Origin of the sequence: Kitasatospora sp. NPDC088861, from assembly GCF_044750105.1 — a bacterium.
Taxonomy (GTDB): domain Bacteria; phylum Actinomycetota; class Actinomycetes; order Streptomycetales; family Streptomycetaceae; genus Kitasatospora.
The window spans coordinates 18,055-43,862 of record NZ_JBIVJF010000040.1; the positions used below are offsets into that span (position 1 = coordinate 18,055).

The 25,808-nt window shown below is 72.0% G+C and carries 27 protein-coding genes; 13 read left to right on the top strand and 14 right to left on the bottom strand.

Translation table 11 applies throughout. The features are described from left to right. Positions 1-105: 105 nt before the first annotated feature. Complete coding sequence (locus ACIP37_RS35165; RefSeq protein ID WP_400810418.1) at positions 106-426, bottom strand: hypothetical protein; 321 nt, start codon at positions 424-426, stop codon at positions 106-108. Between the two features lie 174 nt (positions 427-600). Here ACIP37_RS35165 and ACIP37_RS35170 point away from each other — a divergent pair, with 174 nt between their 5' ends. Continuing rightward, entirely contained in the window at positions 601-1,596 is a 996-nt protein-coding gene (locus tag ACIP37_RS35170; RefSeq protein ID WP_363632442.1) for a helix-turn-helix transcriptional regulator, read from the top strand. Between the two features lie 119 nt (positions 1,597-1,715). Here the strand turns inward: ACIP37_RS35170 and ACIP37_RS35175 are convergent, their stop codons facing one another. Then, on the bottom strand, positions 1,716-2,171 hold the full coding sequence (locus ACIP37_RS35175) for a hypothetical protein (protein WP_363587849.1): 456 nt from the start codon (positions 2,169-2,171) through the stop codon (positions 1,716-1,718). Positions 2,172-2,681: 510 nt separating this feature from the next. Here ACIP37_RS35175 and ACIP37_RS35180 point away from each other — a divergent pair. Beyond that, a complete protein-coding gene (locus tag ACIP37_RS35180; protein WP_400810421.1) occupies positions 2,682-4,319 on the top strand; it encodes an alkaline phosphatase D family protein in 1,638 nt (545 codons plus the stop codon). A gap of 169 nt (positions 4,320-4,488) precedes the next feature. Here ACIP37_RS35180 and ACIP37_RS35185 read toward each other — a convergent pair whose 3' ends face one another. From ACIP37_RS35185 to ACIP37_RS35200, 4 genes are all read right to left on the bottom strand, one after another. Next, the gene (locus tag ACIP37_RS35185) at positions 4,489-5,370 is read right to left on the bottom strand and encodes a S41 family peptidase (RefSeq protein ID WP_363623969.1); all 882 of its coding nucleotides are present in this window, start codon (positions 5,368-5,370) and stop codon (positions 4,489-4,491) included. Between the two features lie 215 nt (positions 5,371-5,585). Continuing rightward, positions 5,586-5,879: an ASCH domain-containing protein gene (locus tag ACIP37_RS35190; RefSeq protein ID WP_400810536.1), complete on the bottom strand. Its 294-nt coding sequence runs from the start codon at positions 5,877-5,879 to the stop codon at positions 5,586-5,588. Between the two features lie 285 nt (positions 5,880-6,164). Continuing rightward, a complete protein-coding gene (locus ACIP37_RS35195; protein WP_400810423.1) occupies positions 6,165-6,362 on the bottom strand; it encodes a DUF397 domain-containing protein in 198 nt (65 codons plus the stop codon). Continuing rightward, positions 6,355-7,182, bottom strand: a complete 828-nt coding sequence (locus ACIP37_RS35200; RefSeq protein WP_400810425.1) for a helix-turn-helix domain-containing protein — start codon at positions 7,180-7,182, stop codon at positions 6,355-6,357. The genes ACIP37_RS35195 and ACIP37_RS35200 overlap by 8 nt, the downstream gene beginning before the upstream one ends. Positions 7,183-7,327: 145 nt before the next feature. Here ACIP37_RS35200 and ACIP37_RS35205 point away from each other — a divergent pair, with 145 nt between their 5' ends. The 4 genes from ACIP37_RS35205 (at position 7,328) to ACIP37_RS35220 (ending at position 10,096) form a co-directional block, all read left to right on the top strand. After that, positions 7,328-7,774 (top strand): ATP-binding protein, encoded by a 447-nt coding sequence (locus tag ACIP37_RS35205; protein ID WP_400810427.1) that lies wholly within the window; start codon positions 7,328-7,330, stop codon positions 7,772-7,774. Positions 7,775-7,787: 13 nt separating this feature from the next. Further along, a complete protein-coding gene (locus ACIP37_RS35210) occupies positions 7,788-8,348 on the top strand; it encodes a hypothetical protein (RefSeq protein ID WP_400810428.1) in 561 nt (186 codons plus the stop codon). Between the two features lie 370 nt (positions 8,349-8,718). Then, positions 8,719-9,210: a DUF6879 family protein gene (locus tag ACIP37_RS35215; RefSeq protein ID WP_400845187.1), complete on the top strand. Its 492-nt coding sequence runs from the start codon at positions 8,719-8,721 to the stop codon at positions 9,208-9,210. Positions 9,211-9,247: 37 nt separating this feature from the next. Beyond that, positions 9,248-10,096 (top strand): helix-turn-helix domain-containing protein, encoded by an 849-nt coding sequence (locus ACIP37_RS35220; protein ID WP_400810432.1) that lies wholly within the window; start codon positions 9,248-9,250, stop codon positions 10,094-10,096. Between the two features lie 128 nt (positions 10,097-10,224). Here ACIP37_RS35220 and ACIP37_RS35225 read toward each other — a convergent pair whose 3' ends face one another. The 6 genes from ACIP37_RS35225 to ACIP37_RS35250 form a co-directional block, all read right to left on the bottom strand. Next, a complete protein-coding gene (locus ACIP37_RS35225) occupies positions 10,225-11,508 on the bottom strand; it encodes an ABC transporter permease subunit (RefSeq protein ID WP_363587870.1) in 1,284 nt (427 codons plus the stop codon). Continuing rightward, complete coding sequence (locus ACIP37_RS35230; RefSeq protein WP_363587872.1) at positions 11,505-12,290, bottom strand: ATP-binding cassette domain-containing protein; 786 nt, start codon at positions 12,288-12,290, stop codon at positions 11,505-11,507. The genes ACIP37_RS35225 and ACIP37_RS35230 overlap by 4 nt, the downstream gene beginning before the upstream one ends. Positions 12,291-12,347: 57 nt before the next feature. Next, positions 12,348-13,442 carry a substrate-binding domain-containing protein gene (locus ACIP37_RS35235; RefSeq protein WP_363587874.1) on the bottom strand — a complete coding sequence of 365 codons (1,095 nt, stop codon included), beginning with the start codon at positions 13,440-13,442 and terminating at the stop codon, positions 12,348-12,350. A 312-nt stretch (positions 13,443-13,754) separates the two neighbouring features. Next, the gene (locus ACIP37_RS35240; RefSeq protein WP_363587876.1) at positions 13,755-14,129 is read right to left on the bottom strand and encodes a hypothetical protein; all 375 of its coding nucleotides are present in this window, start codon (positions 14,127-14,129) and stop codon (positions 13,755-13,757) included. Positions 14,130-14,275: 146 nt separating this feature from the next. Then, positions 14,276-15,172: a neutral zinc metallopeptidase gene (locus ACIP37_RS35245; RefSeq protein ID WP_363587878.1), complete on the bottom strand. Its 897-nt coding sequence runs from the start codon at positions 15,170-15,172 to the stop codon at positions 14,276-14,278. Between the two features lie 251 nt (positions 15,173-15,423). Continuing rightward, positions 15,424-16,326, bottom strand: a complete 903-nt coding sequence (locus ACIP37_RS35250) for an EamA family transporter (RefSeq protein ID WP_400810436.1) — start codon at positions 16,324-16,326, stop codon at positions 15,424-15,426. Positions 16,327-16,374: 48 nt separating this feature from the next. Between ACIP37_RS35250 and ACIP37_RS35255 the strand changes: the two genes are divergently transcribed. From ACIP37_RS35255 to ACIP37_RS35285, 7 genes are all read left to right on the top strand, one after another. After that, a complete protein-coding gene (locus tag ACIP37_RS35255) occupies positions 16,375-16,947 on the top strand; it encodes a MarR family winged helix-turn-helix transcriptional regulator (protein WP_400810437.1) in 573 nt (190 codons plus the stop codon). Next, positions 16,944-17,483, top strand: a complete 540-nt coding sequence (locus tag ACIP37_RS35260) for a DUF6328 family protein (RefSeq protein WP_363587884.1) — start codon at positions 16,944-16,946, stop codon at positions 17,481-17,483. The genes ACIP37_RS35255 and ACIP37_RS35260 overlap by 4 nt, the downstream gene beginning before the upstream one ends. A 226-nt stretch (positions 17,484-17,709) precedes the next feature. After that, a complete protein-coding gene (locus tag ACIP37_RS35265; protein ID WP_363632425.1) occupies positions 17,710-18,357 on the top strand; it encodes an AAA family ATPase in 648 nt (215 codons plus the stop codon). A 35-nt stretch (positions 18,358-18,392) separates the two neighbouring features. After that, on the top strand, positions 18,393-18,923 hold the full coding sequence (locus ACIP37_RS35270) for an AAA family ATPase (RefSeq protein WP_363587888.1): 531 nt from the start codon (positions 18,393-18,395) through the stop codon (positions 18,921-18,923). 80 nt (positions 18,924-19,003) lie between these two features. Then, on the top strand, positions 19,004-19,162 hold the full coding sequence (locus ACIP37_RS35275; protein ID WP_400810439.1) for a hypothetical protein: 159 nt from the start codon (positions 19,004-19,006) through the stop codon (positions 19,160-19,162). A 435-nt stretch (positions 19,163-19,597) separates the two neighbouring features. Continuing rightward, positions 19,598-24,025, top strand: coding sequence for a beta strand repeat-containing protein (locus ACIP37_RS35280; protein ID WP_400845190.1), 4,428 nt, complete (start codon positions 19,598-19,600; stop codon positions 24,023-24,025). Between the two features lie 270 nt (positions 24,026-24,295). Then, entirely contained in the window at positions 24,296-24,772 is a 477-nt protein-coding gene (locus tag ACIP37_RS35285) for a hypothetical protein (protein ID WP_363589746.1), read from the top strand. Positions 24,773-24,834: 62 nt separating this feature from the next. Here ACIP37_RS35285 and ACIP37_RS35290 read toward each other — a convergent pair whose 3' ends face one another. Further along, a complete protein-coding gene (locus tag ACIP37_RS35290) occupies positions 24,835-25,329 on the bottom strand; it encodes an NUDIX domain-containing protein (RefSeq protein ID WP_400810443.1) in 495 nt (164 codons plus the stop codon). A gap of 75 nt (positions 25,330-25,404) precedes the next feature. After that, positions 25,405-25,656, bottom strand: coding sequence for a hypothetical protein (locus ACIP37_RS35295; protein WP_400810445.1), 252 nt, complete (start codon positions 25,654-25,656; stop codon positions 25,405-25,407). Positions 25,657-25,808: the final 152 nt, after the last annotated feature.

Consider the following 25,808-nt stretch of genomic DNA (forward strand, 5'->3'; position numbering starts at 1 on the left):
GTAGGCCCTGCTGGCGAGTACTAGCTTCGTCGCAGTTCAGGGCGGGTGGAAGGGTTCTCCGGTGGACGGAAGCGGCAGCGTCCGGATCCGTCCAGCCGGGCCGGATCAGTCCAGCAGGCGCTCGTAGAACGGCGCGACGAGCGGGGCTCCGACGCGGGTGAGCGTCCAGCCGTGCAGCGCGGGGACGGTCTCGACCGCGCGCCGGCAGAACGCGTCGACGACGGTCTCGGCGGCGCTCAGCCGGCCGGCGACCAGGTAGACGCCGAGGACGGCGCCGGGCCCGGCGCCCTCGTGCACGGCGACGTGTTCGATGCGCTCCTGGGGCCGCGCGCTCGCCAGCAGCACCCCGGCGGTGTCGGGCGCGAGCGCTGCTCCCGAGGCCGGGGCCGGGGCCGGGGCCTGGATCTCGGCGTGAATCAGGTACATGGAACGGACTCTGCCGAACCGTCGACATCCCGGCATAGAGGATCAACCTGGACGGTTCCGGCGGTGTCCGGAACCGTCCAGGACCGCTTGCTGGCCCCCTCTCGCACTCGCGTGCGATGATCGCGTACGCAGCGATTGGCGATTCAGGCCTTACACACCGGGGGGTAACGAGGCATGCTGACCGCACTCGGGCTGGATGCCGTGTCGGAGAGCGTCTACCGCAGCATGCTCGCGCATCCCGGCGACGGGGTGCGGGCGCTGGCGGAGCGGCTCGGGCGCAGCGAGGAGGAGGTCCGGCGCTGTCTGGACCTGCTGAGCGAGCTGGCGCTGATCCGGCCCTCCTACGAGCGGGAGGGCGAGCTGCGTGCGGTGTCGCCGCAGGTCGGCATGGAGTTGCTGATGGCCCGTCAGCAGGCGGATCTGGCGGCGCAGCAGCTGCGGATCGAGGCGTCCCGGGCGGCGGCCGCGCAGTTGATCGCGGAGTACGCGGATCTGCGGCCGGCCGCCTCGCACGCGGGGGTGGAGCAGTTGGTGGGCCTGGACCAGATCCGGGACCGGATCGCGTCGCTGGCCCGTGGCCTGACGGCGGAGATCATGACCTTCGCGCCGGGTGGCGGGCATTCTCCGGAGAGCATCGAGGCGTCCCGGCCGCATGACCGGGATCTGCTGGGCCGGGGGGTGCGGATGCGGACGGTGTACCTGGACAGTGTGCGCAACAGCCAGCCGACGGTGGCGTACGTGGGCTGGTTGGCGGAGCTGGGCGGGGAGGTGCGGACGGTGCCGGAGCTGCCGACCCGGATGATCATCTTCGATCGGGCGACGGCGCTGATCCCGGTGAGCGGGGAGGACACCCGTGCGGGGGCGGTCGTGCTGACCGGTCACGGGACGCTGGTGGCGCTGTGCGCGCTGTTCGAGCACGTGTGGGGTCAGGCGCGGGAGCTGGGGCCGTCGGCGGTGCGGGACGAGGGCGGGCTCAGTGCGCAGGAGGCGACGGTGGTGCGGTTGCTGGCGCAGGGGCTGACGGACGAGGCGATCGCCAAGCGGCTGGGGGTGTCGTCGCGGACGGCGCGGCGGGTGGCGACGGATCTGATGGAGCGCCTGGGTGCGCGCAGTCGTTTCGAGTTCGGGATGCGGGCGGTGCAGAACGGCTGGCTGCCGCAGCAGTTGTAGGGCCGGCGTTCGCGCGGGTGGCCGTGGCGGGGGCCGGGCGGCTGGTGCGGGTGTGGGTCCGCCCGCCGCCCCCGGGTCGCGGGGGCGGCGGGCGGCGCCGGAGGTGTGGAGCGGGGCTGCTAGAACGGCGGGAGCGTGCCGAGCTTGACGTCGCCCGTGTAGTGCTTGCCGAGCGCGTCGAAGTCGTAGTACAGGTGCACGTCGTCGCCGACCAGGTAGAACCTCTGCGTGCCGTTGACGAACGGCGACAGGCCCAGGTGGAAGGTGATGCCTTCGGTCAGGCTGCCGGAGGCGCTGCCGACCTTGACCTTGCCGAGGAGCGGCACGTTCGCGTACACCACGATGGACGCGGAGCGGGCGGTGGTGTCGAGGGTGAGCGTGGTCTCCAGCGGGCCGGTGACGTAGGTCCAGGTCTGCACGGCCGTGATGGCGGGCGTGACGTTCTGGACCACTGCGACCGGGGCCAGGGCAGGGGCCGGGGCGGCCGCCATGGCCGCCGTGCTGCCGAAGCCGACTGTCAGGACGGCGAGGCCGGCCACCACAACACCCGCACGACGTACGAAGCGGTTCTTCATGGTTCCCTCCCAGAGGTGTGAGCTGATGGTCGGGTCCCCCGGGGTGATTCCTATCAGTCAACTCGCTTGGGGTGCCAGCGTGTTGTACATCACGACCGCCCTCCGGCGTAGAAGTGGACCCCCCCGTTCGGGTGGTTTTTCTTGACTTTGCCAGCGCCTGTGTGCAGTGGGGGTGGATCTCGTCGCGCGGCCCGTTCCGGGTACGGAGCAGCCGTCCCCTCGTGCGGGTTCGGGGCTTTGCCGGGCGGCCGCGGTGCGGGGCCTGCGGGCCGGCCGGGGCCGGTGGCGGGCCCGGACGGTGGCGGGAGGGCCTGCGGCCGCCGGCCAAGTGGACCGGTCGCGCGGGTGACGCTACGCGCGTCCGTTTCCGTCCACCCGGGGGGATTTGTCGGACCTTCACTGATCCCCCATCAGATGATCACTCGGCTGCCGGAATTCCGACCCCTGGCGTACGGCGCGGTCCACTCGAATTCCTTCGCACACCGCCGAGCAGCGAAAGGCCTTCACCCCATGACCCGCCCTGCCGACCGCCCCTCCCCCGACCAGCAGCTGCGCGAGGCCGCCGCGCGGCTGGACCGGCGCCGCTTCCTCACCGTCACCTCGGCCGCCGCCGCGCTGGCGTTCACCGTCAACCTGCCGTCCGCGCACGCCGAGGACGCCGAGTTCGGCCCGCGCGCCATCACCGGCGACCCGTTCACCCTCGGCGTGGCCTCCGGCGACCCGCTGCCCGAGTCCGTCGTGCTGTGGACCCGCCTGGCGCCGCGCCCGCTGGAGCCCGGCGCCGGTCTGCCGCCCACCGGTTCGGTGCGGGTGGGCTGGGAGCTGGCCCGCGACGAGCGGTTCCGCAAGGTGGTGCGGCGCGGCAGCGCCCGCGCGCACGCCGAGTTCAACTACGCGGTGCACGTGGACGTCGACGGCCTCGACGCGGACCGGGTGTACTGGTACCGCTTCACCGTCGGCGCCTGGAGCAGCCCCGTGGGGCGCACCCGCACCGCGCCGGAGCGCGGGCGCAGGCTGGACGCCGTCCGCTTCGGGCTGGTGTCCTGCCAGGCCTACGAGGACGGCTACTTCACCGCCTACCGCCACCTGGCCGACGAGGACCTGGCGGCGGTGTTCCACGTCGGCGACTACATCTACGAGTACGGCATCGACGCGGCGGGCGGCGACCGCAAGTACACCGACCGCACCCTGCCGGCGCTGTTCGACCACGAGACGGCCACGCTGGAGGACTACCGGCTGCGCTACTCCCTCTACAAGAACGACCCCGACCTCCAGGCCGCGCACGCCGCCCACCCCTGGTACGTCACCTGGGACGACCACGAGGTGGAGAACAACTACGCGGCCGGCATCCCCGAGAAGGGCCAGGACCCGGCGCCGTTCATCGCCCGCCGCGCCGCCGCCTACCGCGCGTACTGGGAGAACATGCCGCTGCGGATGCCGCAGCCGCGCGGCACCGAGCTCACCCTCTACCGGCGCGTCCACTTCGGGCAGCTGGCGCAGTTCGACATCCTCGACACCCGCCAGTACCGCGACGACCAGGCCAACGGCGACGGCTGGCAGTACCCCACCCCGGAGTCCGAGGACCCCAGGCGCACCCTGATGGGCGCCGCCCAGGAGCGCTGGTTCGCCGAGGGCCTGCGCCGCTCCCGGGCGACCTGGAACGTCGTGCCGCAGCAGGTCGTCTTCTCCCGCCGCAAGAACACCACCGCCGAGCGCTCCAAGCTCTCCATGGACGCCTGGGACGGCTACCCGGCCGCCCGCGAGCGCTTCCTGGCCGCCGTCGACCGGGCCGGGGTGGAGAACCTGGTGCTGCTCACCGGTGACGTCCACGTCGCCTACGCCCTGGACGTCAAGCGCGACTTCGACAAGCCGGACTCGCGCACCGTGGGCGTGGAGTTCGTCGGCACCTCGATCAGCAGCGACGGCGACGGCGAGGAGCGGCCGTCCAACTGGCAGAACCTGATGTCGGCCAACCCGCACATGAAGTTCTACGACGGGCGGCGCGGCTACACCACGCTCACCCTGGACCGCCACCAGGTGCGCGCCGACTACCGGGCCGTCTCCCACATCACCCGCCCCGGCGGCACCGTCACCACCGCCGCCTCCTTCGTCACCGAGGCCGGCAACCCGGGCATCCGCCCCGCCTGACCCGCCACCCCCTGGTCCCGCCACCCCCTGGTCCCGCCACCCCTTGGGTCCCGCCGCTCACGGGGGCGGCGGGACCATGTGGTGGCTGAGCCTTGAGCGTGACCGCGCCGCACCAGTTGCCTCGCATAGGCCCCCCGGCTGCTCAGGACTGAGCAGCCGGGGGACTCGACTACGCGCGAAGGTGTTCCAGTGCCTTCTCCAGCGCATCCTCAGCGGCAACCGCCACGTCCGGCTCCACGCCAACGCCCTCCCAGTTGGTGCCGGTGACCGGGTTGATCGAGCGGGCCGCCGGCACGGTCACCGTCACATGCGGCGCGACAGGAATACGGGCCGTCGGGTGGGCGCCACCACGCGTCGTCTGCCCGACCAGCGTCGCACGCTTGAGCACCTTCAGGTTGTACGACAGCTCCTCCCCACCGGAGAACGTGAAGTCGCTGGTCAGCACCGCCACCGGACGGTCCGAATAGCGCGGCGCGGCGAGGTGCCCGAGGGTCCAGTACTGGCGGGTGGAGTCGGTAGCCCGGTCGTAGATGTCGTTGAGGTGCACCTCGTCGTCAGCGAAGAAGTAGCTGCACCACAGCTGCACACCCTCCGGTGAACCGCCGCTGCACTGCCGCAGGTCGATGACCAACGCCTCGGTGGAAGCGACCAGTTGCATCGCGGCGGCGATCGCGGGACCGCCCACCCCGGCCGGGGGAATCATGCGCAGATCGAGGTAGCCGATGTTGCCGTCGAGCTGCTCTGCCCGCCGGATGCCGTAGTTCTTCTCCCGGGCGTACCGCTCGAACCGGGCCCGGGCGACGTCCTCCGGCTCCTCGTCCATCGACTGCGGCTCCTCGCTCCACAGCAGCCGCAGGTGCTTGTCCGGACACACCCCCTGCAAGTCCTCCGTGACCCGCTCGCACAGCCCCCGCTCGTCCAGGCCCTCATAAGCGCCTTCCGCCAGCCGGTTCCGGATCGCCACTTCCATGGCCGCCGTCTTCTCGGGGAACACGTAACCAGCGGTGATCCGGGCGAGGGCGGTGTCGAGTATCGCTCCATGAGTGATCATTCGCGCGATCGTAGGTCAAGGCCGAACCGATGCCCAGCGGTTTCTCAGCGAACTCCTCACCGCCACCCCCTCCCCCGGCCCCCGCCTCAAACCCGCCCTCACCCACTGCCGCACCCAAGCCACCCACACCACCCGCACCACCCGCACCTGAAAACCCGTTCCGCGCACAGGAAGTCGGCCCCGCCGACTTCCCGCGCAGCGCGGTCGCTCCCCGGCTACGGGGCGAGCCGCAGGTGGATCGCGAGGACGCCGAGCCGCTCCTTCTCCAGCGGGTGGATCTCGCGGCAGGCGGCGAGGAGTTCGGCCCGGCTCATCCCCTCGGATCCGATCGCCTCCAGGTCCTCGGCGTCGAGCATCGCGTCGAAGCCCGGACACTCCACCACCTCGGTGAGCCGGGTGCGGTAGCGGGCGTCCCCGGGTTCGAAGACGAGCAGCTGCCCCGGATGGATCTTTCGCATGCTGGGGTAGCCGACGCGCACCCCGACGGTCTTGGTGCCGCCGGCGATCAGGTCGAGAGTTCCTGGGACTTCTCACGCAGCGTCATCACAGAGAAGGACATCCGTCGGGTGGCCAGGCTCAACGGTGCCCGCCCCCGAGGAGCGTGCACCCGACGCCAGACCGTGGCCCGCGCGGCCTGGCGCCAGTGGAACCCTTCGTCACCCCTTGCCCGCAGGAGACGCGCCGTGCCCCCCGGCTGCTCGCCCATCGGCGATGCAAGCCAGCATGAAGCCGACGATGCGGCGCCACACTCCTCGGAAGCAGCCCCGGCCGGAGGCCTCACATCCGGCTTCGATTCAGACTTCGCCGAACTCGCCGCTTCGGACAGCGGCAACGAACGAGTCCCAGCCCTCGGCCGAGAAGGCCAGCGCCGGGCCCTGGGGGTCCTTGGAGTCACGGACTCTGCCCGGGTGCACATCGTCCACCTCTACGCAGCCGCCCCCGCCATTGCTGTAGGTGCTCTTGCGCCACTTGGCGCCCGTTGGGTCATGCATGGTCCAGTTCCTCCCGTGTCTCCCGGATCATGGCCAAACTGTCCGGCTGGCTGTGCGCGTTGACCTGGAGTCGATCGTATCTATCGACCCATCGAGCCACCGTCTCGGCGTCTTGTTCCAGGTATCCCCGTTGAAGCGTCTCCGTGTACCCGACCAAAGCACGATTGGGGAGGGTCAAGAGCGTGACGGGGTGGGACAGCGACCGATCCTCGGCGAGGCGGTACGGAGAGATCTGGATGATCACATTTGGGTGATCACACAGGCTCTCCAGGTGAGAGAGTTGCACGGCCATAATCTCCCGACCGCCGATCGGTCGACGCAGGACTCCCTCGTCCAGGACGACGTGGATCATCGTTCCTCTGTCAAGCATGAGTTGACGCTGCGCCAGCAGGCTGAGCCTCTCGTCGGCCTGCTCCTGCGTCGCTTCCCCTCGACGGACGATGCCGGCCTCGTAGGCCGCGCTGTAGTCCGGGTGCTGGAGTATGCCCGACACCATATCCGTGTCGAACAGTCTGACTGTGATCGCTTCGCGCTCCCGGCGAAGGTACTCGGAGAACCCCGGCAACAGAGCGCCGTTCTTCCAGCTCCACCACAGTCCCGTCAGGGCGCCACCGGCATCGAGGGCGGCATCCACGCGTTCTACGAACTTTAAAGACGGCGCTTGTTTAGCCCGCTCCACGTTCGAGATGTAGACGTTGGAGTACCCGACTCGCACGCCGAGTTCGATCTGTGTCATCCCCTTGGCCTGGCGCGACCGGCTGATCTGAACAGCCAGGGCTTCCAATGGGGATGACGTTGGGTCAAGTGTGCGACGAACCAAGATCGCCTTCTTTAAAATCCGCCGGACTAGAGATTTGAAACTCTTTCGATCCTAGAGCAGGCTGAGCCATCCTGGTAGTCATTCGACTACTGACCGAAGTGGGCGCACTCCATTCGCATACACCCTCCCCTTGAGGTGCTTCGCCATGCTCAAAATCCGTACCGCTCCCCGCCCCCGCACGTTCGCCGCGCGCCTGGACTCCCGCACGGAATCCACTCCCGTCGCCCGGCAGTTGCTCCGCGCCTACCTCGCCGCGCTCCCCACTGGCGACCGCTACCGCGACACCGCCGAACTCCTCCTCGGCGAACTCTTCGCCAACGCCGTCCAGCACACCGACGCCCCCGCCGACCGGCTCATCGAGGTCCGCTTCGCCGTCGTCCGCGACCGCCTGCGCCTCGAAGTCCACGACGCCGGCACCGGCCGCCCCTCCCTCCACACCCCCACGCCCGAGGACGAACACGGACGCGGCGTCCTCCTCGTCAACGAACTCGCCGAGAAGTGGGGTTGTTGCCCCCGCGCCGGCGGCGTCGGCAAGTTCGTCTGGGCCCTGATCGCCCCCGCACCCTCCCCCGCCACCTTCCTCACCGTCTGAACAGGTGCCCACCATGCGACTCCCCCTCACCGCCCGCCACCTGTTCGACACCGGCTCCACCCCCGCCGACACCTACGCCACCCTCGCGCGCCGCACCCGCGAGCCCCTGCGCTCAGCCCGCGCCGTCTGCATCGCCCTCGGCATCCCGGCGGCCGAGACGCAGCGCCGCCTCGACGACTGCTTCGACGCCCTGCTCGCCAACCCCCGCCCCGGCACCGAGAACGACACCGGCGAACTCCTCGAAGCCCTCGGCGTCTTCGACATCCCCAAAACCCCCGACAACCGCGACCTCGCCATCATCGAACTCTTCCTCACCGCCATCGACGCCCACGGCAGCATCCGCGCCGGCCACCAACACGGCCTCACCCGCTGGTTCACCACCGGCAACCTCACCACCGCCTACCTCTCCCTCACCGCCACCCAACCCCACCCCACCACCGGCGACCCCACCCACTACTGGACCACCCTCACCACCGCCGGCGAACTCCTCACCACCACCCCCAACCCCGACCCCCGCCTCAAACCCGCCCTCACCCACTGCCGCACCCGCGCCGCCCGAACCACCCGCTCCTGAGCAACACCCGACCGTGCGCAGGAAGTCGGGCCCGCCGACTTCCTGCGCAGCGCGGTCGGCTCGTCCAGGTCAGCCGGACCTCAGGGCCGCCATCCGCCGACACCCTCCACTTCCACTCGCCTCGGCACCACACGGCGGTTTCTAGGGGCCTTTCGTGCGTTCTGGGCCTGTGGAATCCAACAGGCCCAAGGGCCCGCCGGCCGTGGGACAAGTCCGGCTCCTCTTGCGTGGAGGGGTGTCAGAGGTGTGGCTCTGCCCGGGTTCGTGCAATTTCGTGCATGCGGGGTTGTGCTTCTGACTCGCAGGGCTGACGGTGGTGCACGTCCCTGCAACTCCACAGACGTTGGAGATCGTCATGGCACTAGGTTTTGTGGGCATCGACCCCAGCACGGGCGGCGGAGGCTCGCCTACCGTGTGGGTCGAGGACGAGGCGGAGGAGATCGATCGCTTCGCCCGCACCGGCGAGATCGAGCTGGACCCCGAAGCGTCGTGGTGGCCCGAGTGGCTGGGACTCGTCCGCGAGACGGTCGGTCGTGGCGTGGTCGTGCGGCGGGCCCGGATCGTGTCCGAGCCGGTGACCGACTACATCCGGTGGGAGCACGCGGTTACCCCGATGAACCTGGCGGCCGGAGAACTGGTTCGGTGGCTGCCGAGGAGTCAGACGTCGAACATCGCGCTGCCGGGGAACGACTTCTGGCTGATCGACGACAAGCTGGTGCTGTTCCACTTCTTCACGGGGTACGGCGACTGGGCCGAGCCCGGGTTCGCCTTCTCCGAGGACTCCGCGACGGTTCGTCTCGTCTCCTCTGCGTTCGAGGCTGTGTGGGAGCGTGGCACCCCGCACGACGAGTACAGCGTCTGACCCGCCCTTACCCTGCGAGCACCGGACCGCCAGACCTATGCCGACGTCTCCGTCATCAAGCGCGCAAGCGGCGCGTCTTGCCCTTGCCAACCGCCTTGTCGATCTCCGCAAGGATGCCGGCCTGACGGGTAGACAGCTGGCGTTCCGGTGCGGGTGGAACCCTTCGAAGGTCTCCCGCATCCAGAGTGCGCGAACCCCTCCGTCTGACTCCGACATTCGGGCGTGGTGCACTGCTTGCACAGCGGCTGACCAGTCGGACGACCTGATCGCCACGTCGAGAGCGGTCGAGTCGATGTACATGGAGTGGCGTCGGCTGCACCGCGCGGGGATGCGCCAGGTGCAGGAGGACTTCTACACGCTCCACGAGCGGGCGGAGTTGTGCCGGACGTACGTCTCCAATGTCGTTCCCGGCTTCCTCCAGACGCCCGGGTACGCGACTGCCCTGATGCGCTCCATCACGGAGTTTCAGGGGACCCCTGATGATGTGGCCGACGCCGTTGCCGCGCGGGTGGCGAGAGGACGGCTCCTGAACGAGGGCAGGCACAGGTTCGCGGTGCTGATGGAGGAATGGGTGCTCCGCTCCCGGATCGGTGACGCGGAGACCATGGCCGGTCAACTAGGTCACCTTCTGGCGGTGATGCCGCTGGCATCGCTGTCGTTGGGGGTCATCCCGTCCACCGCACAGCGCGGCATGTGGCCCCTCGAAGCGTTCTACCTGTACGACGATCGGCATGCTGTCGTGGAGACGTTGACAGCTGAGGTCAACGTCACCCGGCCCCGCGAGATCGCTGACTACATCCGGGCGTTCGGCGAGTTGCAGCGCCTCGCGGTCTACGGTGCCCGGGCACGTGCGCTCATCACGTCGGCAATAGCCGCCCTCGGGTGAATCCGTGCGCGGGGGCCTCGCCGGCGCCGGGCTCCTCGGGCGGGGCGGCCGCGCGTTTCCTGGCCTGGCGCCCCGCGATGCGGCGGGGCGCCAGGCCAGGAAACGGGGGCCCGGGTCTTTCGGCTTGGCTAGGTGCGGGCGGCGGTGGTGCGGGTGCGGCGGGAGAGGGAGTCCAGGACGACGGCGGCGAGCAGGACGGCGCCGGTGATCATGTACTGGATGGCCTGGGCGGCGTGGACCATGTCCAGGCCGGTGGTGATGGACTGGATCACCAGGATGCCCAGCAGCGCGGACCAGGTCTTGCCGCGGCCGCCGAAGAGGCTGGTGCCGCCGATGACGGCGGCGGCGATCGCGCTCATCAGGACGTTGCCGCCGCCCAGTTGCTTGTCGGCGGAGCCCTGCTGGGAGGCGTAGAACAACCCGCCCAGGCCGGCCAGGAACGCGGACAGCATGAAGACGGAGATCCGCACCCGGGCCACGTTGACGCCGGCGCGCCGGGCGGCCTCCACGCCGCCGCCGACCGCGAAGATCTGGCGCCCGTAGGAGGTGCGGCGCAGGACGAAGTCGGTGAGGACGACGACGCCCACCAGCACGACCAGGGGCAGCGGCAGGCCGCGGTCCTGGTTGAGGGCGTAGGCGGTGGCGAGGGTGAGCACGGCCAGGGCGCCGGTGCGCACCACGGTGTCGGCGGTGGGGCGGGCGGTGAGGCCGGCGGCGGTGCGCCGGCGGGCGGTGCGCAGGTGGGCGAGCAGGTAGAGGGCGGGGGCGAGGACCGCCAGGGCCCAGGCGTAGGCGATGTCGCCATCGCCGAGGAAGGTGGTGTCGAGGGTGGCGATGAGGCCGCCGTGGCGGTTGTTGACGGTGCCGAGGTCGCCCAGGACGTACTCCTGCAGACCGCTCCAGGTGAGCATGCCGGCGAGGGTGACGACGAAGGCGGGGACGCCGACGCGGGCGAAGAAGAGGCCGTGCAGCAGGCCCATGACGGTGGCCGCGGCGAGGGCGGCGAGCACGGCGAGCCATTCGGCGACGCCCTGGCGCACGGCGAGGACGGCGGCGAGGGCGGCGCTGGCGCCGGCGACGGAGCCCAGGGAGAGGTCGATCTCGCCGAGGATGAGGACGAAGACGACGCCCACCGCGATGAGGCCGGGGCCGGCGATGAAGCGGGTGATGTTGGTGAGGTTGTCGGCCTGGAGGAAGTGGCCGGTGACGGACTGGAAGATGACGGCGATCAGGATGAGGCCGACGACGACGGGCAGGGAGCCGAGCTCGCCGGCGGCCAGGCGCCGGCGGGCGGCGTCCAGGTAGCCGGCGGGGCCGGCGGCCCGGGTGTGCAGGCGGGGGTCGGCGCCGGGGGCCACGGGGTCGGTGCCGGGGGCCGCGGGGGTGTCGGCGGGGGTGCTGGGCGTGGTCATGCGGCGTCCTCCTCCTCGGTGTGGCGGGCCTGGCGCCGGGCGTGGGCGTTGTCGGTGGCTCCGGTGATGGCGGAGACGATCTGCTCCTGGGTGGTGCCGGCGACGGGGAAGACGCCGTTGTTGCGGCCCAGCCGCAGGACGGCGACGGTGTCGGCGACGGCCCGCACGTCGGCCATGTTGTGGCTGACGAGGACGACGGCCAGGCCGCGTTCGCGCAGCCGCTCGACGAGGTCGAGGACCTGGGCGGTCTGTTCGACGCCGAGGGCGGCGGTGGGCTCGTCCAGGATGACGAGGGCGGGCTCGCCGACCAGGGCGCGGGCGATGGCGACGACCTGGCGCTGGCCGCCGGAGAGCGCGGCGACGGGGGTGCGCACGTCGGGGATGCGGATGGCGAGGGTGTCGAGGAGTTCGCGGGCGTGCTGCTCCATGGCGACCTCGTCCAGGAGCCCTCGGCGGCGTTTCTCGCGGCCGAGGAACAGGTTCGCGATGACGTCGAGGTTGTCGCACAGGGCGAGGTCCTGGTAGACGGTGGCGATGCCGAGGGCCTGGGCGTCCTGGGGGCGGGTCAGGCGCACGGGCTCGCCGTGCCAGGTGATGGTGCCCTCGTCGACGGGGTGGACGCCCGCGATGGTCTTGACGAGGGTGGACTTGCCGGCGCCGTTGTCTCCGACGAGGGCGAGGACTTCACCGGTGTGCACATCGAGGCCGACATCGGTGAGGGCCTGGACGGCACCGAAGCGCTTGGAGACCGAGCGCAGCTGGAGGACGGGTGCGCCTGTCACATGAACCTTCTTCTGCGGTGGTGGACTTGGACCCGGGTCGAACTGGGCGGGGCCGGGCTACTTGAGGCCGGCGGCGGCGCAGGCGGCGGCGTAGTCGGCGGTGCAGATGTCGGAGACCTTGTAGAGGCCGTCGGCGACGACCGTGGTGGCGATGTTGGCCTTGGTGACGACCTTGGCGTCCAGGAACTTGGCGGGGATGGCCTTGTCGGTGGCGCTGTCGACGGTGGCGGTGGCGACGGCCTTGACGTCCTTGCCCTTGAGGAGGGCGACGGCCAGTTCGGCGGCGGAGTCGGCGAGCGGGCGGTAGGCCTTGTAGATGGTGAAGGCCTGGTCGCCGTTGACGATGCGCTGGATCGCGTCGAGGCCGGCGTCCTGGCCGCCGACGGGGACCTTGATGCCGGCGCCCTGGAGCTGGGTGATGATGGCGCCGGCCATGCCGTCGTTGGCGGAGTAGACGGCCTGGAAGCCGTTCTTGCCGAGCTGGGTGACGGCGGCGCCGATCTTCTGGCCGGCGACGGTGGCGTCCCACTGGCCGGACTGCTCGTAGACGATCTTCTTGACCTTGGCGTCGAGGATCTTGTGGGCGCCGGTCTTGAAGTCGGCGGCGTTGGGGTCGGCCTCGTCGCCGTTGATCATGGCGACGTTGGCGTCGGCGGCCTGCGGGCCGAGGGCGTCGACGAGGGCCTGGCCCTGGAGTTCGCCGACCTTCTCGTTGTCGAAGGAGGCGTAGGCGGCGACCGGTCCGGTGGCCAGGCGGTCGTAGGCGACGACCTTGACGCCCTTGGCGGCGGCCTCCTGGACCCAGCCCTGGGTGGACTTGGCGTTGAAGGGGTCCAGGATGATCACCTTCACGCCCTGGGCGAGGAGGGTGTCGAACTGCTGCTTCTGCTTGGCGGCGCTGCCCTCGGCGTTGTTGTACAGGACCTTGCAGTCCGCGCACAGGGCGGCCACCTTGGCCTCGACGAAGGGGCGGTCGAAGGATTCGTAGCGGGTGGAGGAGGCGTTCTCGGGTAGGAGCAGCCCGATGGACTTGCCGTCTCCGGAGGCGGCCGCGTCCTTCTTGTCGCCGCCCGCCTTGCCGCAGGCGGCCATGGACAGGGCCAGTGAGATGCCGGTGGTGGCGATGAGGACGCGACGCAGTGCTGCGTTCATGGGGGTGCCTCTCCCTGACGTCGCCGCGGCTCTGCGGCGGGGTGGGGGGAGTTAAACCTGAACGCGTACATGACGTCAATAAGTAAATTCAGACTGCGGGCGATGCGCCTCTACTCGTTATCTTCATGAACACTGACGGGGAGTTGAAACCTGGAGGAAGCTCCAAATGACGGAACGGCGGCGCCCGTTGCGGGGCCCGCCGTTCAAGAGTCGATCAACCTGTCGGAGTGTCAGAAAGGCGGGGCGCCCGCCGTCCCCCGTGCGGCGGGCGCCCCCGTGCGGAGGTGGTACCGGTGCGTCAGGAACGACGCGTCAGGGGCGGTCGAGGGTGATCGAGTTGATCGGGCCCAGGTCGTACCAGACGCCGTTCTGCGCCGGGATGTCGTAGACGCAGCTGCCGCCGCCCGAGCCCCGACACAGGTGGGCGTGGGCGCCGCCGGACTGGTTGTTGAGGACCCAGTGGTTGCCGTACTGGTTGCTCAGGTTGTGCGCGCCGTAGCTCCAGTACACCTCGCTCGGGGCCGAGGCCGGGTTCTGGTTCTGCGGGTAGACGCAGACCGCCCCGTACGGACAGCCCGCCCAGGAGCCGTCGGCGGCGCCGGCGCTGCCGGCGCCCAGGGTGGTCAGGGTGGTCAGGGCCGCGGTCGCGAGGGCGAGGGCGGCGACGGCGTGGGTGATCCTGCGCATGGATGGTTCTCCCTTGGCTGGTGAGCGGCCTGACGTGGGGTCCGGCCGGTGCTCAGCAGCCTAGGAACGCGGGCGCGGCGGCGGTCCCTGACATCTGACAGGGGCGCGCCGCCGCACTCCGGGAGCCGGTTCGCCGGCTCACCGGGCTAGAGCTTGCCGAAGGTGTCGCACTGGGCGAGGTCGCCGGTGCGGTAACCGGTGGTGAACCAGGTCTTGCGCTGGTCGGAGGAGCCGTGGGTCCAGCTCTCCGGGTTGACCCGGCCGGTGGCCTGCTTCTGGATCCGGTCGTCGCCGACGGCCGCGGCCGCGTCCAGGCCCTGGGCGATGTCCTGGTCGGTGAGGGAGGCGATCAGCGGCCGCCCGGTGGAGGGCTGCGGGGTGGTGGTGGCGTGGTGCGCCCACACCCCGGCGTAGCAGTCGGCCTGGAGTTCCAGCTTCACGGAGGCGCTGTTGGCGCCCTGGCGGTCGCTGCCCACCTTCTGCATGGTGCCGAGGAGGTTCTGGATGTGGTGGCCGTACTCGTGGGCGACGACGTAGGACTCGGCGAAGGGCCCGCCCTTGGCGCCGAAGCGGGCCGAGAGCTCGTTGAAGAAGCCGAGGTCGAAGTAGGCCTTCCGGTCACCGGGGCAGTAGAACGGGCCGACGGCGGAGGTCGCCGGGCCGCAGGCGGTGGAGACCTGACCGGTGAACAGCACCGTCTCGGCGTTGCGGTACGCGGTGCCCGTGCGCTTGGGCAGTTCGGCGCGCCAGAACTCCTGCACGCTGTTGGTGACCGCCACGATCCGGCAGTCCTGGCGCCGGTTGGCGTCCGCGCCGGTCTTGCAGGCCTGCTGCACCTCGCCGGCGGTGTGCGCGCCGCTGGAGGTGGTGGAGCCGCCGCCGGAGGACAGGCCCAGCAACTGGGGGTCCACGCCCAGGACGACCGCGAACAGTACGACGATCAGGCCCACCGCCCCGCCGCCGATGGCGACCTTCCCGCCCGGGATCCCGCGCCGGTCGTCCACCTGCGAGGTGTCGAGGTCGCCCTGGTCGTCGAACTGCATGCCCCTGCCCGCTTCTGTCGTGTTTGTCAGTACTGGTGACGGTCTGTGCCGGTGACGGCCCGCCCAGCCTACGGGCAGCGGGCGCCGGCGCGGCGCAGCGGGGCGCGGGCGCCAGGGGCCGGTCAGGACGGGGCGGGGCCGGGCGGCGACTGCGGCCGTGGCCGTGGCCGCGGCGATCGGGCACCGCTCCCCCGAGGCCGCACGCGCCGTCCTGGACCATCACCTGGCCCGACTGTTGGACTGTCGGTCCGTCAATTCTTGACGCGGGTCATGGATTTGGCCACGACTGAGGCTTCGGCAGGGCGGGCGGGCCCGCGGGGGCGGCCGAGCAGGACGCCGGCCAGGACCAGGGCCAGCCCGCACACCTGGCGCGCGCCGAGCCCCTCCCCCGCGAGGCCGGCGCCCAGCAGGACGCCGGCGAGCGGGTTGAGCAGGCCGAGCAGCCCGACCGTGCCGGCCGGCAGGTGGCGCAGGCCCGCGAACCAGAGGGCGAAGGCGAGGGCGGTGGCCACCAGGGCGACGTAGCCGAAGGCCGGGAGCGTGCGGGCGTCCATCGCCGGGGGCGCGCCCTCCACGGCGGCGGCCAGGGGCAGCAGCATCAGGCCGCCGGCGGTCAGCTGCCAGGAGGTGACGGCCAGTGGGTCCGCGCCCTCGCGCCAGCGGGCGGCCAGCACGTAGCCGACGCAGGAGACCAGCATCGCCGCCACCGACGCCGCCAGCCCCGCCCCGCTGACCGTGCCGCCCGCGCCGAGCAGCGTCAGCGCCACCCCGCCCAGGCCCACCACCGCGCCGACCAGGTGGGCGCGGTGCGGGCGCTGCCCGGCCAGCGCCCAGGCGGTGAGCAGCATCGCCAGCGGGGAGGCGGCCATGACGGTGGCGGCGGTGCTGGTGGGCAGCAGTTGGGAGGCGAGGTAGAGCAGGACGAAGAACACCGCGGTGTTCAGCAGTCCGAGCAGGGCGCTGCGCCACCACCAGGGCCCGTGCGGGCGGCGGCGGGACAGGGCGAGCAGGACCAGTCCGGCGGGCAGGGCGCGCAGGGCCGCGCCCCACAGGGGCCGGTCGGCGGGCAGGTAGGCGTGGGTGACGTAGTAGTTGGCGCCCCAGGCGAGCGGCGCGACCGCGGCCAGCAGCACCCACCGCAGATTGGCTTCCATGGAAGGCAATATACCTTCCCGGGAAGGTACTGGCGGTAGGATGGCCCCATGGAGCACCACCAGCAGCACCCCCGGACGCCCTCCCCGCCGGGCGCGGACGCCGACCACGTGGCGCTGATCCAGGCCCAGTGGCGGCGCGAACGCCCCGACCTCGACGTCTCCCCGCTGGCCGTCATCGGCCGCCTGCACCGCCTCGCCGCCCGGCTGACCGGCGAACTCGCCCTGGTCTACTCCCGCTACGGCCTCGGCGAGGGCGAGTTCGACGTCCTGGCCGCGCTGCGCCGGGCCGGCGCCCCCTACGAGCGGGCCCCCGGGGAGCTCGCCGCCCACACCATGGTCACCACCGGCGCGATGACCAAACGGATCGACCGCCTCGAACGCGCCGGGCTGGTCACCCGCCGCCTCGCCGAGGGCGACCGGCGCGGGCGCCTCGTCGCCCTCACCGACGCCGGCCTGCGGCTGATCGACGAGGCGTTCACCGCCCACATGCGCAACGAGCACCGCCTGCTCGCCCTCCTGTCCCCCGAGGAGGCCGCCGCCCTGCAGGCCCTCCTCACCGCCTGGCAGCACCGCCTGGACGGCACCGCACCGGGCGGCGGGCCAGCAGAATGTGACGCATGACCAGCACTCCGCCGCCGTCCCAGCCCGAACCCGAGCCCGGACCGCAGCCCCAGCCGCCCCAGCCGTCGCCGTCCGGCAGCCCGGAGAGCCCGGGGGCCCGGGCCGACCGGCGGCTGGTGGAACTGCTGCAGGAGCTGCGGGTGCTGCAGACCGGCGTGCAGATCGTGTTCGCGTTCCTGCTCGGGGTCGCCTTCACCCCGCGCTTCGCCACCCTCACCGACGGCCAGCAGGACGTCTACGTCACCACCCTGCTGCTGGCCGTCATCTCCTCGGCCGTGTTCGCCACCCCGGTGGCGCTGCACCGCGGGCTGTTCCGCCACCCCGGCAAGGCGCGGATCGTCAAGGTCTCCGCCCACATCGCCCAGTTGGGCCTGATGCTGCTCGCCTGCGCGCTCACCGGCGCCGTGCTGCTCGTCCTGGACGTCGTGCTCGGGACCGCCACGGCCCTGGCCATCACCTCCGTCGTCGCGCTGATCTTCGCCGGGCTGTGGTTCGTCCTGCCCTGGGCGGTGCGCCGCCCGCTGCACGACGACTGAACCGGCGCCCGGCGGCCGGCACCACCGGGGACAGTGCGCCCGCTTCCCGTCACCCGCGCCGCGCCGGGGGCGGGCGCGGCGCGGGTGACGGACGGGACCGGGCCGGGGCCGGCTGTCGGGCGCCGGGGGCCAGGCGAGGAAGTCCCACATCTCCCTCACCCCTCAGAGCCCGCCCGCCCCCGAAACCGCTTACCGCCCCACCCCGCGCGGCGGGTACCGTGCCCGGATGCACAGCAACGACAACAACGGCAGCGGGAGCGGCAACGGGGACGTCAACGGCAGCACCCCCACCTGGGACGTCCTGCTGCTCGGCGGCGCCTCCGGCCTCGGCAAGAGCCGCGCCGCCGCCGAACTCGCCCGGCACAGCGGCGCGTTCGTGGTCGAGTTCGACGACGTCGCCGCCGCCCTGCACGCCGCCACCACCGCCGAGGGCCACCCCGGCCTGCACCACTTCGACGGGCTCGACGACCCCGACGCGCTGCCCGCCGACCGCGTCCTGGAACTGCAGATCGCCACCGCCCGCGCCCTGGACGACGCCCTGCTCGGCGTGGTGCGCAACCGCCTCACCGTCGACGTGCCCGCGATCGTCGAAGGCGACTACCTCACCCCGGCCGCCGCCGCCCGCGCCGCCGCCGAGGCCGCCGGACAGGGCCGCGTCGTGCGCGCCGTGTTCCTGCACGAGGGCGACGCGGCCGGCATCAGCGCCAACTACGCCCAGCGGGAACCCGACTGCGGCCCGCAGGAGCGCCGCGCCGCCGTCAGCGCCCGCTACTCCCACTGGCTCGCCGACCAGGCCCGCACCCACCACCTGCCCGTCCTGGACTGCCGCCCCTACCCCACCCTCGCCGACCGCCTGCTCCGCGCCCTGACCTGACCTGACCTGACCTGGCCTGACGAAAGGGGTCCGAGATGCTGATCGTGGTGAGCGGCGGGCCGGGCAGCGGGAAGACGACGCTGGCCCACGCGCTGGCACAGGCCCTCGGCTGCCCGGCGGTGTGCCGGGACGAGCTGAAGGAGGGCCTGGTGCACGCGGGCACCCGGGCCGGGAACCCCGACGAGGCGGTGCGCGCGGCGTTCTTCGACGTCCTGGAGGTCCTGGTGCGCGCGGGGGTGAGCGTGGTGGCGGAGGCCGCGTACCAGGACCGGCTGTGGCGGCCCGGCCTGAGCCCGCTGGCCGAACACGCCGAACTGCGCATCGTGCACTGCCGGGTGGACCCGGCAGTGGCCCGCGCCCGGATCCGCACCCGCCTGACGACGCACCCGCACCGCGCCGCGCACGCCGACCGCACGCTCCTCGCCGCCCCGCCCGGCCCGGGCAACCTGCTGGACGACTTCACCCCGCCGTCCCTGCCGGCGCCGCACCTGCACGTGGACACCACCCACGGCTACCGCCCGCCGCTGGCCGACATCGCCGCCTTCGCCACCGGACCCGGCGACTGACGAACCATCAATTCTCCGGCTGCGAACAGCCCCGGCCGGCCAACTGCGCCGCCCCGCTCGGCGCCGCCACCCTCGGCGCGGTGCGCCGCCGCGGCGCCTTCGTCGCGGTGGCCGGCGGCAGCCGGCCGGCGGGCCTGCGCGGCATCCGCGTGGCCAACGCGTGGATACCCCCCGACGGCCGCCTCACCCTGCGCCTCGCCGCCGGCGGCCTGCGCGAGCGCCCGGTGCTCGTCCCGTGAACAGGGCCCGCCCCTGCCAAGGCCGTTCGGGAGGCACCGGGTACCGCCCCGGCCCTCCGCCATGCTCGGCGCTCCTCGATCCGGTCGGATCAACTCCTTCTGGCAGAAGGTGAGTTACGCACAACACGGGCGCGCCCAGCGGGTCTCGCACGCAAGGCGGTCTCGCCGGGCCCACTGCGCCCGACCGTCCATCGGCGGGTGGAGCCCCAGGGGCGGGCGGGGGCCGCCACGATCGCCGCAGTACCGGCCGTCACTCCGACGGCCGCACCTTGACGGTCCGTCCGCTATTGCCGGCCCGTCCCTGTGGGCCGCCGGGATGACTTCCCCAGCGTGCCGAATCGGCCCGGATGGTGTATACGGCATAGTCGTTTCGTCACCTTATGGCGTATTTATGCCGCCATCCACGCGTCCCGTGAACACCCTGGGGAGTCCCCGATGCCCGAAGTCAGACGCCGCTGGGGCTTGGCCCGAGCCTTCGAGGCACCGGGGAGAGCCGCCCCGAATCGGCGCGGCTGGTCCGGAGTACTCGCGGCCGTGCTGATGCTGGCGCCGGTGCCGCTCGTCCCGCTGCTGGCCGCCCCCGCCGCGCACGCGGCTCAGGCGTGCCCGGCGGATGCCGGCTACACCGACTGCCTGTCCTTCGCCTACACCGGAAGCGACCAGGAATTCACCGTCCCCACCGGGGTCTCCTCGATCAGGGCGAAGGCCTGGGGCGCGGGTGCGGCCGCCGACGGCGACACCGCCGCGGCCGGCCGCGAGCACGCGAACCGGCCGGGCGCCGCCGGCGCCTACGCGACCGCGCTGCTGGAAGTGACGGCCGGACAGCGACTGACGGTGGTACCGGGTCAGGGCGGGCGCTCGCACCCCGACGACGCCGCAGACTCCCCGGCGGCCCGCAACGGCGGCGCCTCCACCATCCGGTCGGGCCAGTCCCACACCCCCGCGGACACCCTGCTGGCAGCCGACGGCGGCACGGCCACGAGCGCGACTGAGACCGCGACCGCGAGCGGCGCCGGTGCTGCCGGGGCCGGTCCTGAAGACGGGCCGCAAGGCCTTGCCCCTCACGTGACCGAGCGCCAGTACGTCACCGGGGCGGCCTTCGGCGGCTTCGCGCCGTCCATCACGGACGTCAACGGCGCCGATACCGACGCCAACACCGGCGCCGACGCGGCCAAGGGCGGCGGCCACAGCGGCGACGGCGGCAACGGCCTCGTCGTGCTGGAGTGGAAGGATCCCGGCGCCGGCGCCACGACGGCGAAGGCCGACCCGTCAGCGGCCTCGACGCCCACCGGCCAGAGCAGCGCTCCAGGAGCCCCGTCCCCGGAGACCACGCCGTCCCCGGAGACCACGCCATCCGCAGCGGCCGGACCGGCCGGCCCGAGCAGCGCCGCCCCGCTCGGCCGCTTGCCCCGGGCACCCGGCGACCCCCTGGACTGCACGGGCAACACGATCTACGCCATCCAGCGCGGCTCCTCCACCGCCGCGACCGGCACCCTGCTCGCCCTGGCCGCCGGCACCGTCGGCGGATCCAGCGTGACCGCGACGACGGTCAGCACGCTCCCCGCCGGGTCGGGCTTCACCAACGCCCTCGGAATCACCGACGGCGGCACCGCCGCCTACGTGGTCGACCAGACCCCGACCGTCGCCGGGTCCGTCAACGTGTACGGCTACAACGCGGCCACCGGGGCCTGGACCACCTACACCGGATCCGCCGGCGCCACCACCGACTCCTTCGTCGCCGGCGCGGTGAACCCGGCCAACGGCATCTACTACTACGCCAGCTTCGAACCCGGTACGGCGACCACACCCGGCGTGGCCACCCTCTACGGCTTCAACACCGTCACCAACACCGCGATCCCCGGCGTGATCGCCACGTTCGACCTGCCGGTCACCGGAGCCTCCGGCCCCAACGGCGACATCACCTTCGACGCCGCCGGCAACCTCTACGTCCTCTCCTCCGTCGGCACCGACGCCGCCATCGGTCGGGTGGCCGGGCCGATCCCCACCACGGGGTCGGCCACCGGTGTGCCGCTGACCGACACGGTGCTGAGCACCCTACCCAACCCGAACGGCAACTCGTTCAACGGGGCGGCCTTCGACAACGCCGGAAACCTCTACATCGAGTTCGCCTCGGGGAGCACCACCTACCTGGAGCAGCTCAACCCGAACACCGGCGCGATCACGGCCGGGCCCACGCCGTACTCCAACAACGCCTTCCTGTCCGTGGACCTCGGCGCCTGCTCCACCAACCCGACCCTGGCCCTGCAGAAGAACATCGTCGGCCGGTTCGCCGAGTCGACCACCTCGAACGACCAGTTCGGCCTGGCGATCACCGGCGGCGGCATCACCCAGGGCAACACCGCCACCACGACCGGCACCAGCACCGGCGTCCAGACACCCCCCGCCGGCCCGGTCATCGCCGTGTCGGGGACCACCTACACGCTGACCGAGACCGCCGCCTCCGGCAGCCTCGCCAACTACACCACCGCCTACGACTGCGTCGACACCGCCAACGGCAACGCCCCGGTCGCCTCGGGCACCGGAGCGACCACCTTCAACCTGCCGTTCCCGCCCACGGTGGAGGGCAAGAACAGCCCGATGGTGCTCTGCACCTTCACCAACACCCCGGTCCCCGCGACGCCCTCGCTCACGATCGTGAAGACCGCGTCCCCGACCACGGTCACCGCCGTCGGGCAGACCGTCGACTACAGCTTCCTGGTCACCAACACCGGCAACGTCACCCTCACCAACGTGACGGTGAACGAGACCGCGTTCTCCGGCACCGGCACCCCACCCGTGATCACCTGCCCGGCAGGCGCGGCCTCCCTCGCCCCCGGCGCGTCGGTGACCTGCACCGCCCCCTACACGGTGACGCAGGCCGACATCAACGCGGGCTCGATCACCAACACGGCAACGGCGACGGGCACTCCGCCCACCGGCCCGCCGGTGACCTCACCGCCCTCCAGCGCAACCGTCACCGCGACACCGGCTCCGGCGATCACGATCATGAAGACCGCGTCCCCGACCACGGTTTCGACCGTCGGGCAGGTCGTGGACTACAGCTTCCTGGTCACCAACACCGGCAACGTCACCCTCACCGACGTGACGGTGAACGAGACCGCGTTCTCCGGCACCGGCACCCCACCGGTGGTGACGTGCCCGGCCGGCGCGGCCTCGCTGGCGCCCGGCGCGTCGGTGACGTGTACTGCGAGCTATGCGGTGACGCAGGCCGACATCAACGCGGGCAGCATCACGGACACCGCGACGGCCACCGGCACACCGCCCACCGGCCCGCCGGTGACCTCACCGCCCTCCAGTGCAACCGTCACCGCGACGTCCAACCCGGCGCTCACCATCCTGAAGTCGGTGGATGCGACGGAACTGACCGGTGCCGGCCAGGTGCTGCACTACTCCTTCCTGGTGACCAACACCGGGAACGTGACCCTGACCAACGTCACCGTGAACGAGACCGCCTTCTCCGGCACCGGCACCCCTCCCGTGATCACCTGCCCGGCAGGCGCCGCCTCCCTCGCCCCCGGCGCGTCCGTGACCTGCACCGCCAGCTACACCGTCACGCAGGCGGATGTCGACAGTGGGAAGGTCACCAACACGGCGACGGCGACAGGTACCCCGCCCACCGGCCCGCCGGTGACCTCCCCGCCGTCCTCGACCAGCGTCCCGAACACCCCGGCCCCGGCGCTCACCATCGTCAAGTCCGCCTCGCCGACCACGGTTTCGACCGTCGGGCAGGTCGTGGACTACAGCTTCCTGGTGACGAACACCGGGAACGTGACCCTGACCAACGTCACCGTGAACGAGACCGCCTTCTCCGGCACCGGCACCCCTCCCGTGATCACCTGCCCGGCAGGCGCCGCCTCCCTCGCCCCCGGCGCGTCCGTGACCTGCACCGCCAGCTACACCGTCACACAGGCTGATCTCAACGCAGGCAGCATCACGGACACCGCGACGGCCACCGGCACACCGCCCACCGGCCCGCCCGTAACCTCACCGCCCTCCAGCGCGACCGTCACCGCGACGTCCAACCCGGCGCTCACCATCGTCAAGTCGGTGGATGCGACGGAACTGACCGCCGTCGGCCAGGTGCTGCACTACTCCTTCCTGGTGACCAACACCGGCAACGTCACCCTGACCAACGTCACCGTGAACGAGACGGCGTTCTCCGGTAGCGGCACGGCGCCCGTGGTGACCTGCCCGGCCGGCGCCGCCTCGCTCGCCCCCGGCGCGTCCGTGACCTGCACCGCCAGCTACACCGTCACGCAGGCCGACCTGGACGGCGGCAAGGTCGCCAACACGGCAACAGCGACGGGCACTCCGCCCACCGGCCCGCCCGTGACGTCCCCGCCGTCCTCGACCAACGTCCCGAACACCCCGGCCCCGGCGCTCACCGTGGTGAAGTCGGCTTCCCCGACCACGGTCACGGCCGCGGGTCAGACCGTCGACTACAGCTTCCTGGTGACCAACACCGGGAACGTCACACTGACCGACGTGACGGTGAACGAGACGGCGTTCTCCGGCAGCGGCACCGCGCCCGTGGTGACCTGTCCGGCAGGCGCCGCCTCGCTCACACCGGGTGCGTCCGTGACCTGCACCGCCACCTACACCGTCACACAGGCCGACCTGAACAGCGGGAAGATCACCAACACCTCGACGGCGACGGGCACTCCGCCGTCCGGTCCGCCGGTGACCTCCCCGCCGTCCAGCGCGACGGTGACCGCGAAGCCGCCGCACGGCCACCTGCCGAGCACCGGCGCGAACACCCACCTGGCCGGGCTGGCGGGGAGTCTCCTGCTCCTCGGCGGTGGGCTGGCGCTGGTGACGCGCCGCACCCGTCGTCGCGGCTAGCAACGACGGCTGACGGCGGCGGTCCCCGGAGCATGGGCTCCGGGGACCGCCGCCGTTCTGTGCCCGTCCGTCGTCCGTCCGTCGTCCGTCCGGCCCGTGGGTGAGGGGCGGACGACGGGACGAACCTCAGCCGAACGGATGAACCTCCGCCACCGCCAGGCCCGCCGAGCCCACGCCGCCCGTACCGGCACGGTAAGACAGGCCGGGCCCCTCTGCGGTGACACCGGTGTGATCGTTCCTGGCGCCGCCCACAGCCGAAGGAAGTAAGAGATGCGCGAAACCAAGCACAAGGCCCGAGCGGGTGCCGCCGCCGGCATCGCACTGCTCGCCCTCGCCGCCCTGTCCGGCTGCCGCCAGCCCCACAGCGGTGGCAGTCAGGACGTGCAGGCCGCTACGGCCGCGCCCTCCGAGGACGCTGCGAGCAGCGGTGAGATCGCCGTGCTGGAGCAGCCGACGCTGCCGCCTCCGTCGTCCGTCGCCAACGACCAGGAGAAGCGCAAGCAGGTCACCATCGGCACCTGCGAGGCGACCAAGGACGGCTGGCGCGCGGCCGGCACCGCGGTGAACCCCGGCGGCCGGGACGCGGACTACCGGATCGTCGTCTACTTCACCTCGGCGAAGGCCACGGTGCTCGCCCTCGGCGACACGGCGGTGAACGTCAAGGCGGGGCAGAGCGGCGCGTGGGAGGTGCGGCAGGCGTTCCACGCGCCGCAGGGGACCCTGTGTGTCCTGCGGGGCGTCAGCTGAGCGCCCACTGCCGGGGCCGGGTTCGGGTTCGGGTGTCGGCGAGGTAGCTGCCGCCCGGCGTTCTAGCGCGGTGGGGGCCGGTTCTCGTCGCAGGTGGTGCGTTGGCCGTGGAGGAGGAGGGGGACGGCGCGGTTGGCGAGGGCTTCGGCGGCGCGGGCGGCCTGGGCGGGGGCCATGACGTCCGGGAGTTCGTGGGCGGGGACGAAGCGGGCGCCGAACAGGCCGCTGCGGTGCCGGGGCGGGACGGTCAGGCGGGTGTCGTCGCGCACGGTGCCGCCGTCGAAGACCAGGTTGAGGCGCTCCAGGTAACGGTCGGCGGGGGTGAAGTCGACGGCCAGGACGTCCGTGAGGCGCAGGTTGAGGCCGGTCTCAGCGAGGAGGTGGCGGGCGGCGGCGAGGTTGGGCGGCTCGTTGGGCTGGGCGGCGCCGCCCGGGAGGATCAGGCCGTCCATGTAGTCCGGGTCGACGAGCAGGACGTCGCCGCGCGGGTTGCGCACGAGGACGAGGCAGCCGAGCCGGCACACCGGCGGCTTGGCGAGCAGACGGGGGTCACGCATCGGACGGTTCACTTCCTGAGGGCGGCGAGGAGTACGAGGGAGAAGCCGGCCCACCAGAGCAGGCGGACGAGGAGTTCAGTCGTCATGCGTCAGGCGCTCGTAGCGCAGCCCCTTGCGCAGCAGGTCCACGACCCGCAGGAGTTCGGACGGGCGGGCGCAGCCGAGGCCGATGAGGTAGCAGCCCGTCCTGCGGCCGTACTCCCAATCGACTTCGACGGAGGGCAACTTCACCCCGGCCAGGGCGAGGACGGTGGTCAGGTCGTCCAGGACGTCGGCCGCCTGGCGCCGCTGGTCGGCGGTGGCGCGGTTGAGGGCGGCTCCCATCATGCCCCCACCTGCCGCCGTGCCTCGAACCCCCGCCACGCACTGAAGGCGGCGGAGAACGAGGAGAAGGAGGCCAGCTCACCCGAGGTGCCGCTGCGCAGCCACTCCCCCGTCGTCTCGTTCCGCACCCGGTAACACCGGCCCTCCGGGTCCCA

Excerpts from the sequence above, each read along its gene's own strand:
- ACIP37_RS35165 (WP_400810418.1), bottom strand. The coding sequence starts at position 426 with ATGTACCTGATTCACGCCGAGATCCAGGCCCCGGCCCCGGCCCCGGCC.
- ACIP37_RS35170 (WP_363632442.1), top strand. The coding sequence starts at position 601 with ATGCTGACCGCACTCGGGCTGGATGCCGTGTCGGAGAGCGTCTACCGC.
- ACIP37_RS35175 (WP_363587849.1), bottom strand. The coding sequence starts at position 2,171 with ATGAAGAACCGCTTCGTACGTCGTGCGGGTGTTGTGGTGGCCGGCCTC.
- ACIP37_RS35180 (WP_400810421.1), top strand. The coding sequence starts at position 2,682 with ATGACCCGCCCTGCCGACCGCCCCTCCCCCGACCAGCAGCTGCGCGAG.
- ACIP37_RS35185 (WP_363623969.1), bottom strand. The coding sequence starts at position 5,370 with ATGATCACTCATGGAGCGATACTCGACACCGCCCTCGCCCGGATCACC.
- ACIP37_RS35195 (WP_400810423.1), bottom strand. The coding sequence starts at position 6,362 with ATGCATGACCCAACGGGCGCCAAGTGGCGCAAGAGCACCTACAGCAAT.
- ACIP37_RS35205 (WP_400810427.1), top strand. The coding sequence starts at position 7,328 with ATGCTCAAAATCCGTACCGCTCCCCGCCCCCGCACGTTCGCCGCGCGC.
- ACIP37_RS35210 (WP_400810428.1), top strand. The coding sequence starts at position 7,788 with ATGCGACTCCCCCTCACCGCCCGCCACCTGTTCGACACCGGCTCCACC.
- ACIP37_RS35220 (WP_400810432.1), top strand. The coding sequence starts at position 9,248 with ATGCCGACGTCTCCGTCATCAAGCGCGCAAGCGGCGCGTCTTGCCCTT.
- ACIP37_RS35225 (WP_363587870.1), bottom strand. The coding sequence starts at position 11,508 with ATGACCACGCCCAGCACCCCCGCCGACACCCCCGCGGCCCCCGGCACC.
- ACIP37_RS35235 (WP_363587874.1), bottom strand. The coding sequence starts at position 13,442 with ATGAACGCAGCACTGCGTCGCGTCCTCATCGCCACCACCGGCATCTCA.
- ACIP37_RS35240 (WP_363587876.1), bottom strand. The coding sequence starts at position 14,129 with ATGCGCAGGATCACCCACGCCGTCGCCGCCCTCGCCCTCGCGACCGCG.
- ACIP37_RS35245 (WP_363587878.1), bottom strand. The coding sequence starts at position 15,172 with ATGCAGTTCGACGACCAGGGCGACCTCGACACCTCGCAGGTGGACGAC.
- ACIP37_RS35250 (WP_400810436.1), bottom strand. The coding sequence starts at position 16,326 with ATGGAAGCCAATCTGCGGTGGGTGCTGCTGGCCGCGGTCGCGCCGCTC.
- ACIP37_RS35255 (WP_400810437.1), top strand. The coding sequence starts at position 16,375 with ATGGAGCACCACCAGCAGCACCCCCGGACGCCCTCCCCGCCGGGCGCG.
- ACIP37_RS35260 (WP_363587884.1), top strand. The coding sequence starts at position 16,944 with ATGACCAGCACTCCGCCGCCGTCCCAGCCCGAACCCGAGCCCGGACCG.
- ACIP37_RS35265 (WP_363632425.1), top strand. The coding sequence starts at position 17,710 with ATGCACAGCAACGACAACAACGGCAGCGGGAGCGGCAACGGGGACGTC.
- ACIP37_RS35270 (WP_363587888.1), top strand. The coding sequence starts at position 18,393 with ATGCTGATCGTGGTGAGCGGCGGGCCGGGCAGCGGGAAGACGACGCTG.
- ACIP37_RS35280 (WP_400845190.1), top strand. The coding sequence starts at position 19,598 with ATGCCCGAAGTCAGACGCCGCTGGGGCTTGGCCCGAGCCTTCGAGGCA.
- ACIP37_RS35285 (WP_363589746.1), top strand. The coding sequence starts at position 24,296 with ATGCGCGAAACCAAGCACAAGGCCCGAGCGGGTGCCGCCGCCGGCATC.
- ACIP37_RS35290 (WP_400810443.1), bottom strand. The coding sequence starts at position 25,329 with ATGCGTGACCCCCGTCTGCTCGCCAAGCCGCCGGTGTGCCGGCTCGGC.
- ACIP37_RS35295 (WP_400810445.1), bottom strand. The coding sequence starts at position 25,656 with ATGATGGGAGCCGCCCTCAACCGCGCCACCGCCGACCAGCGGCGCCAG.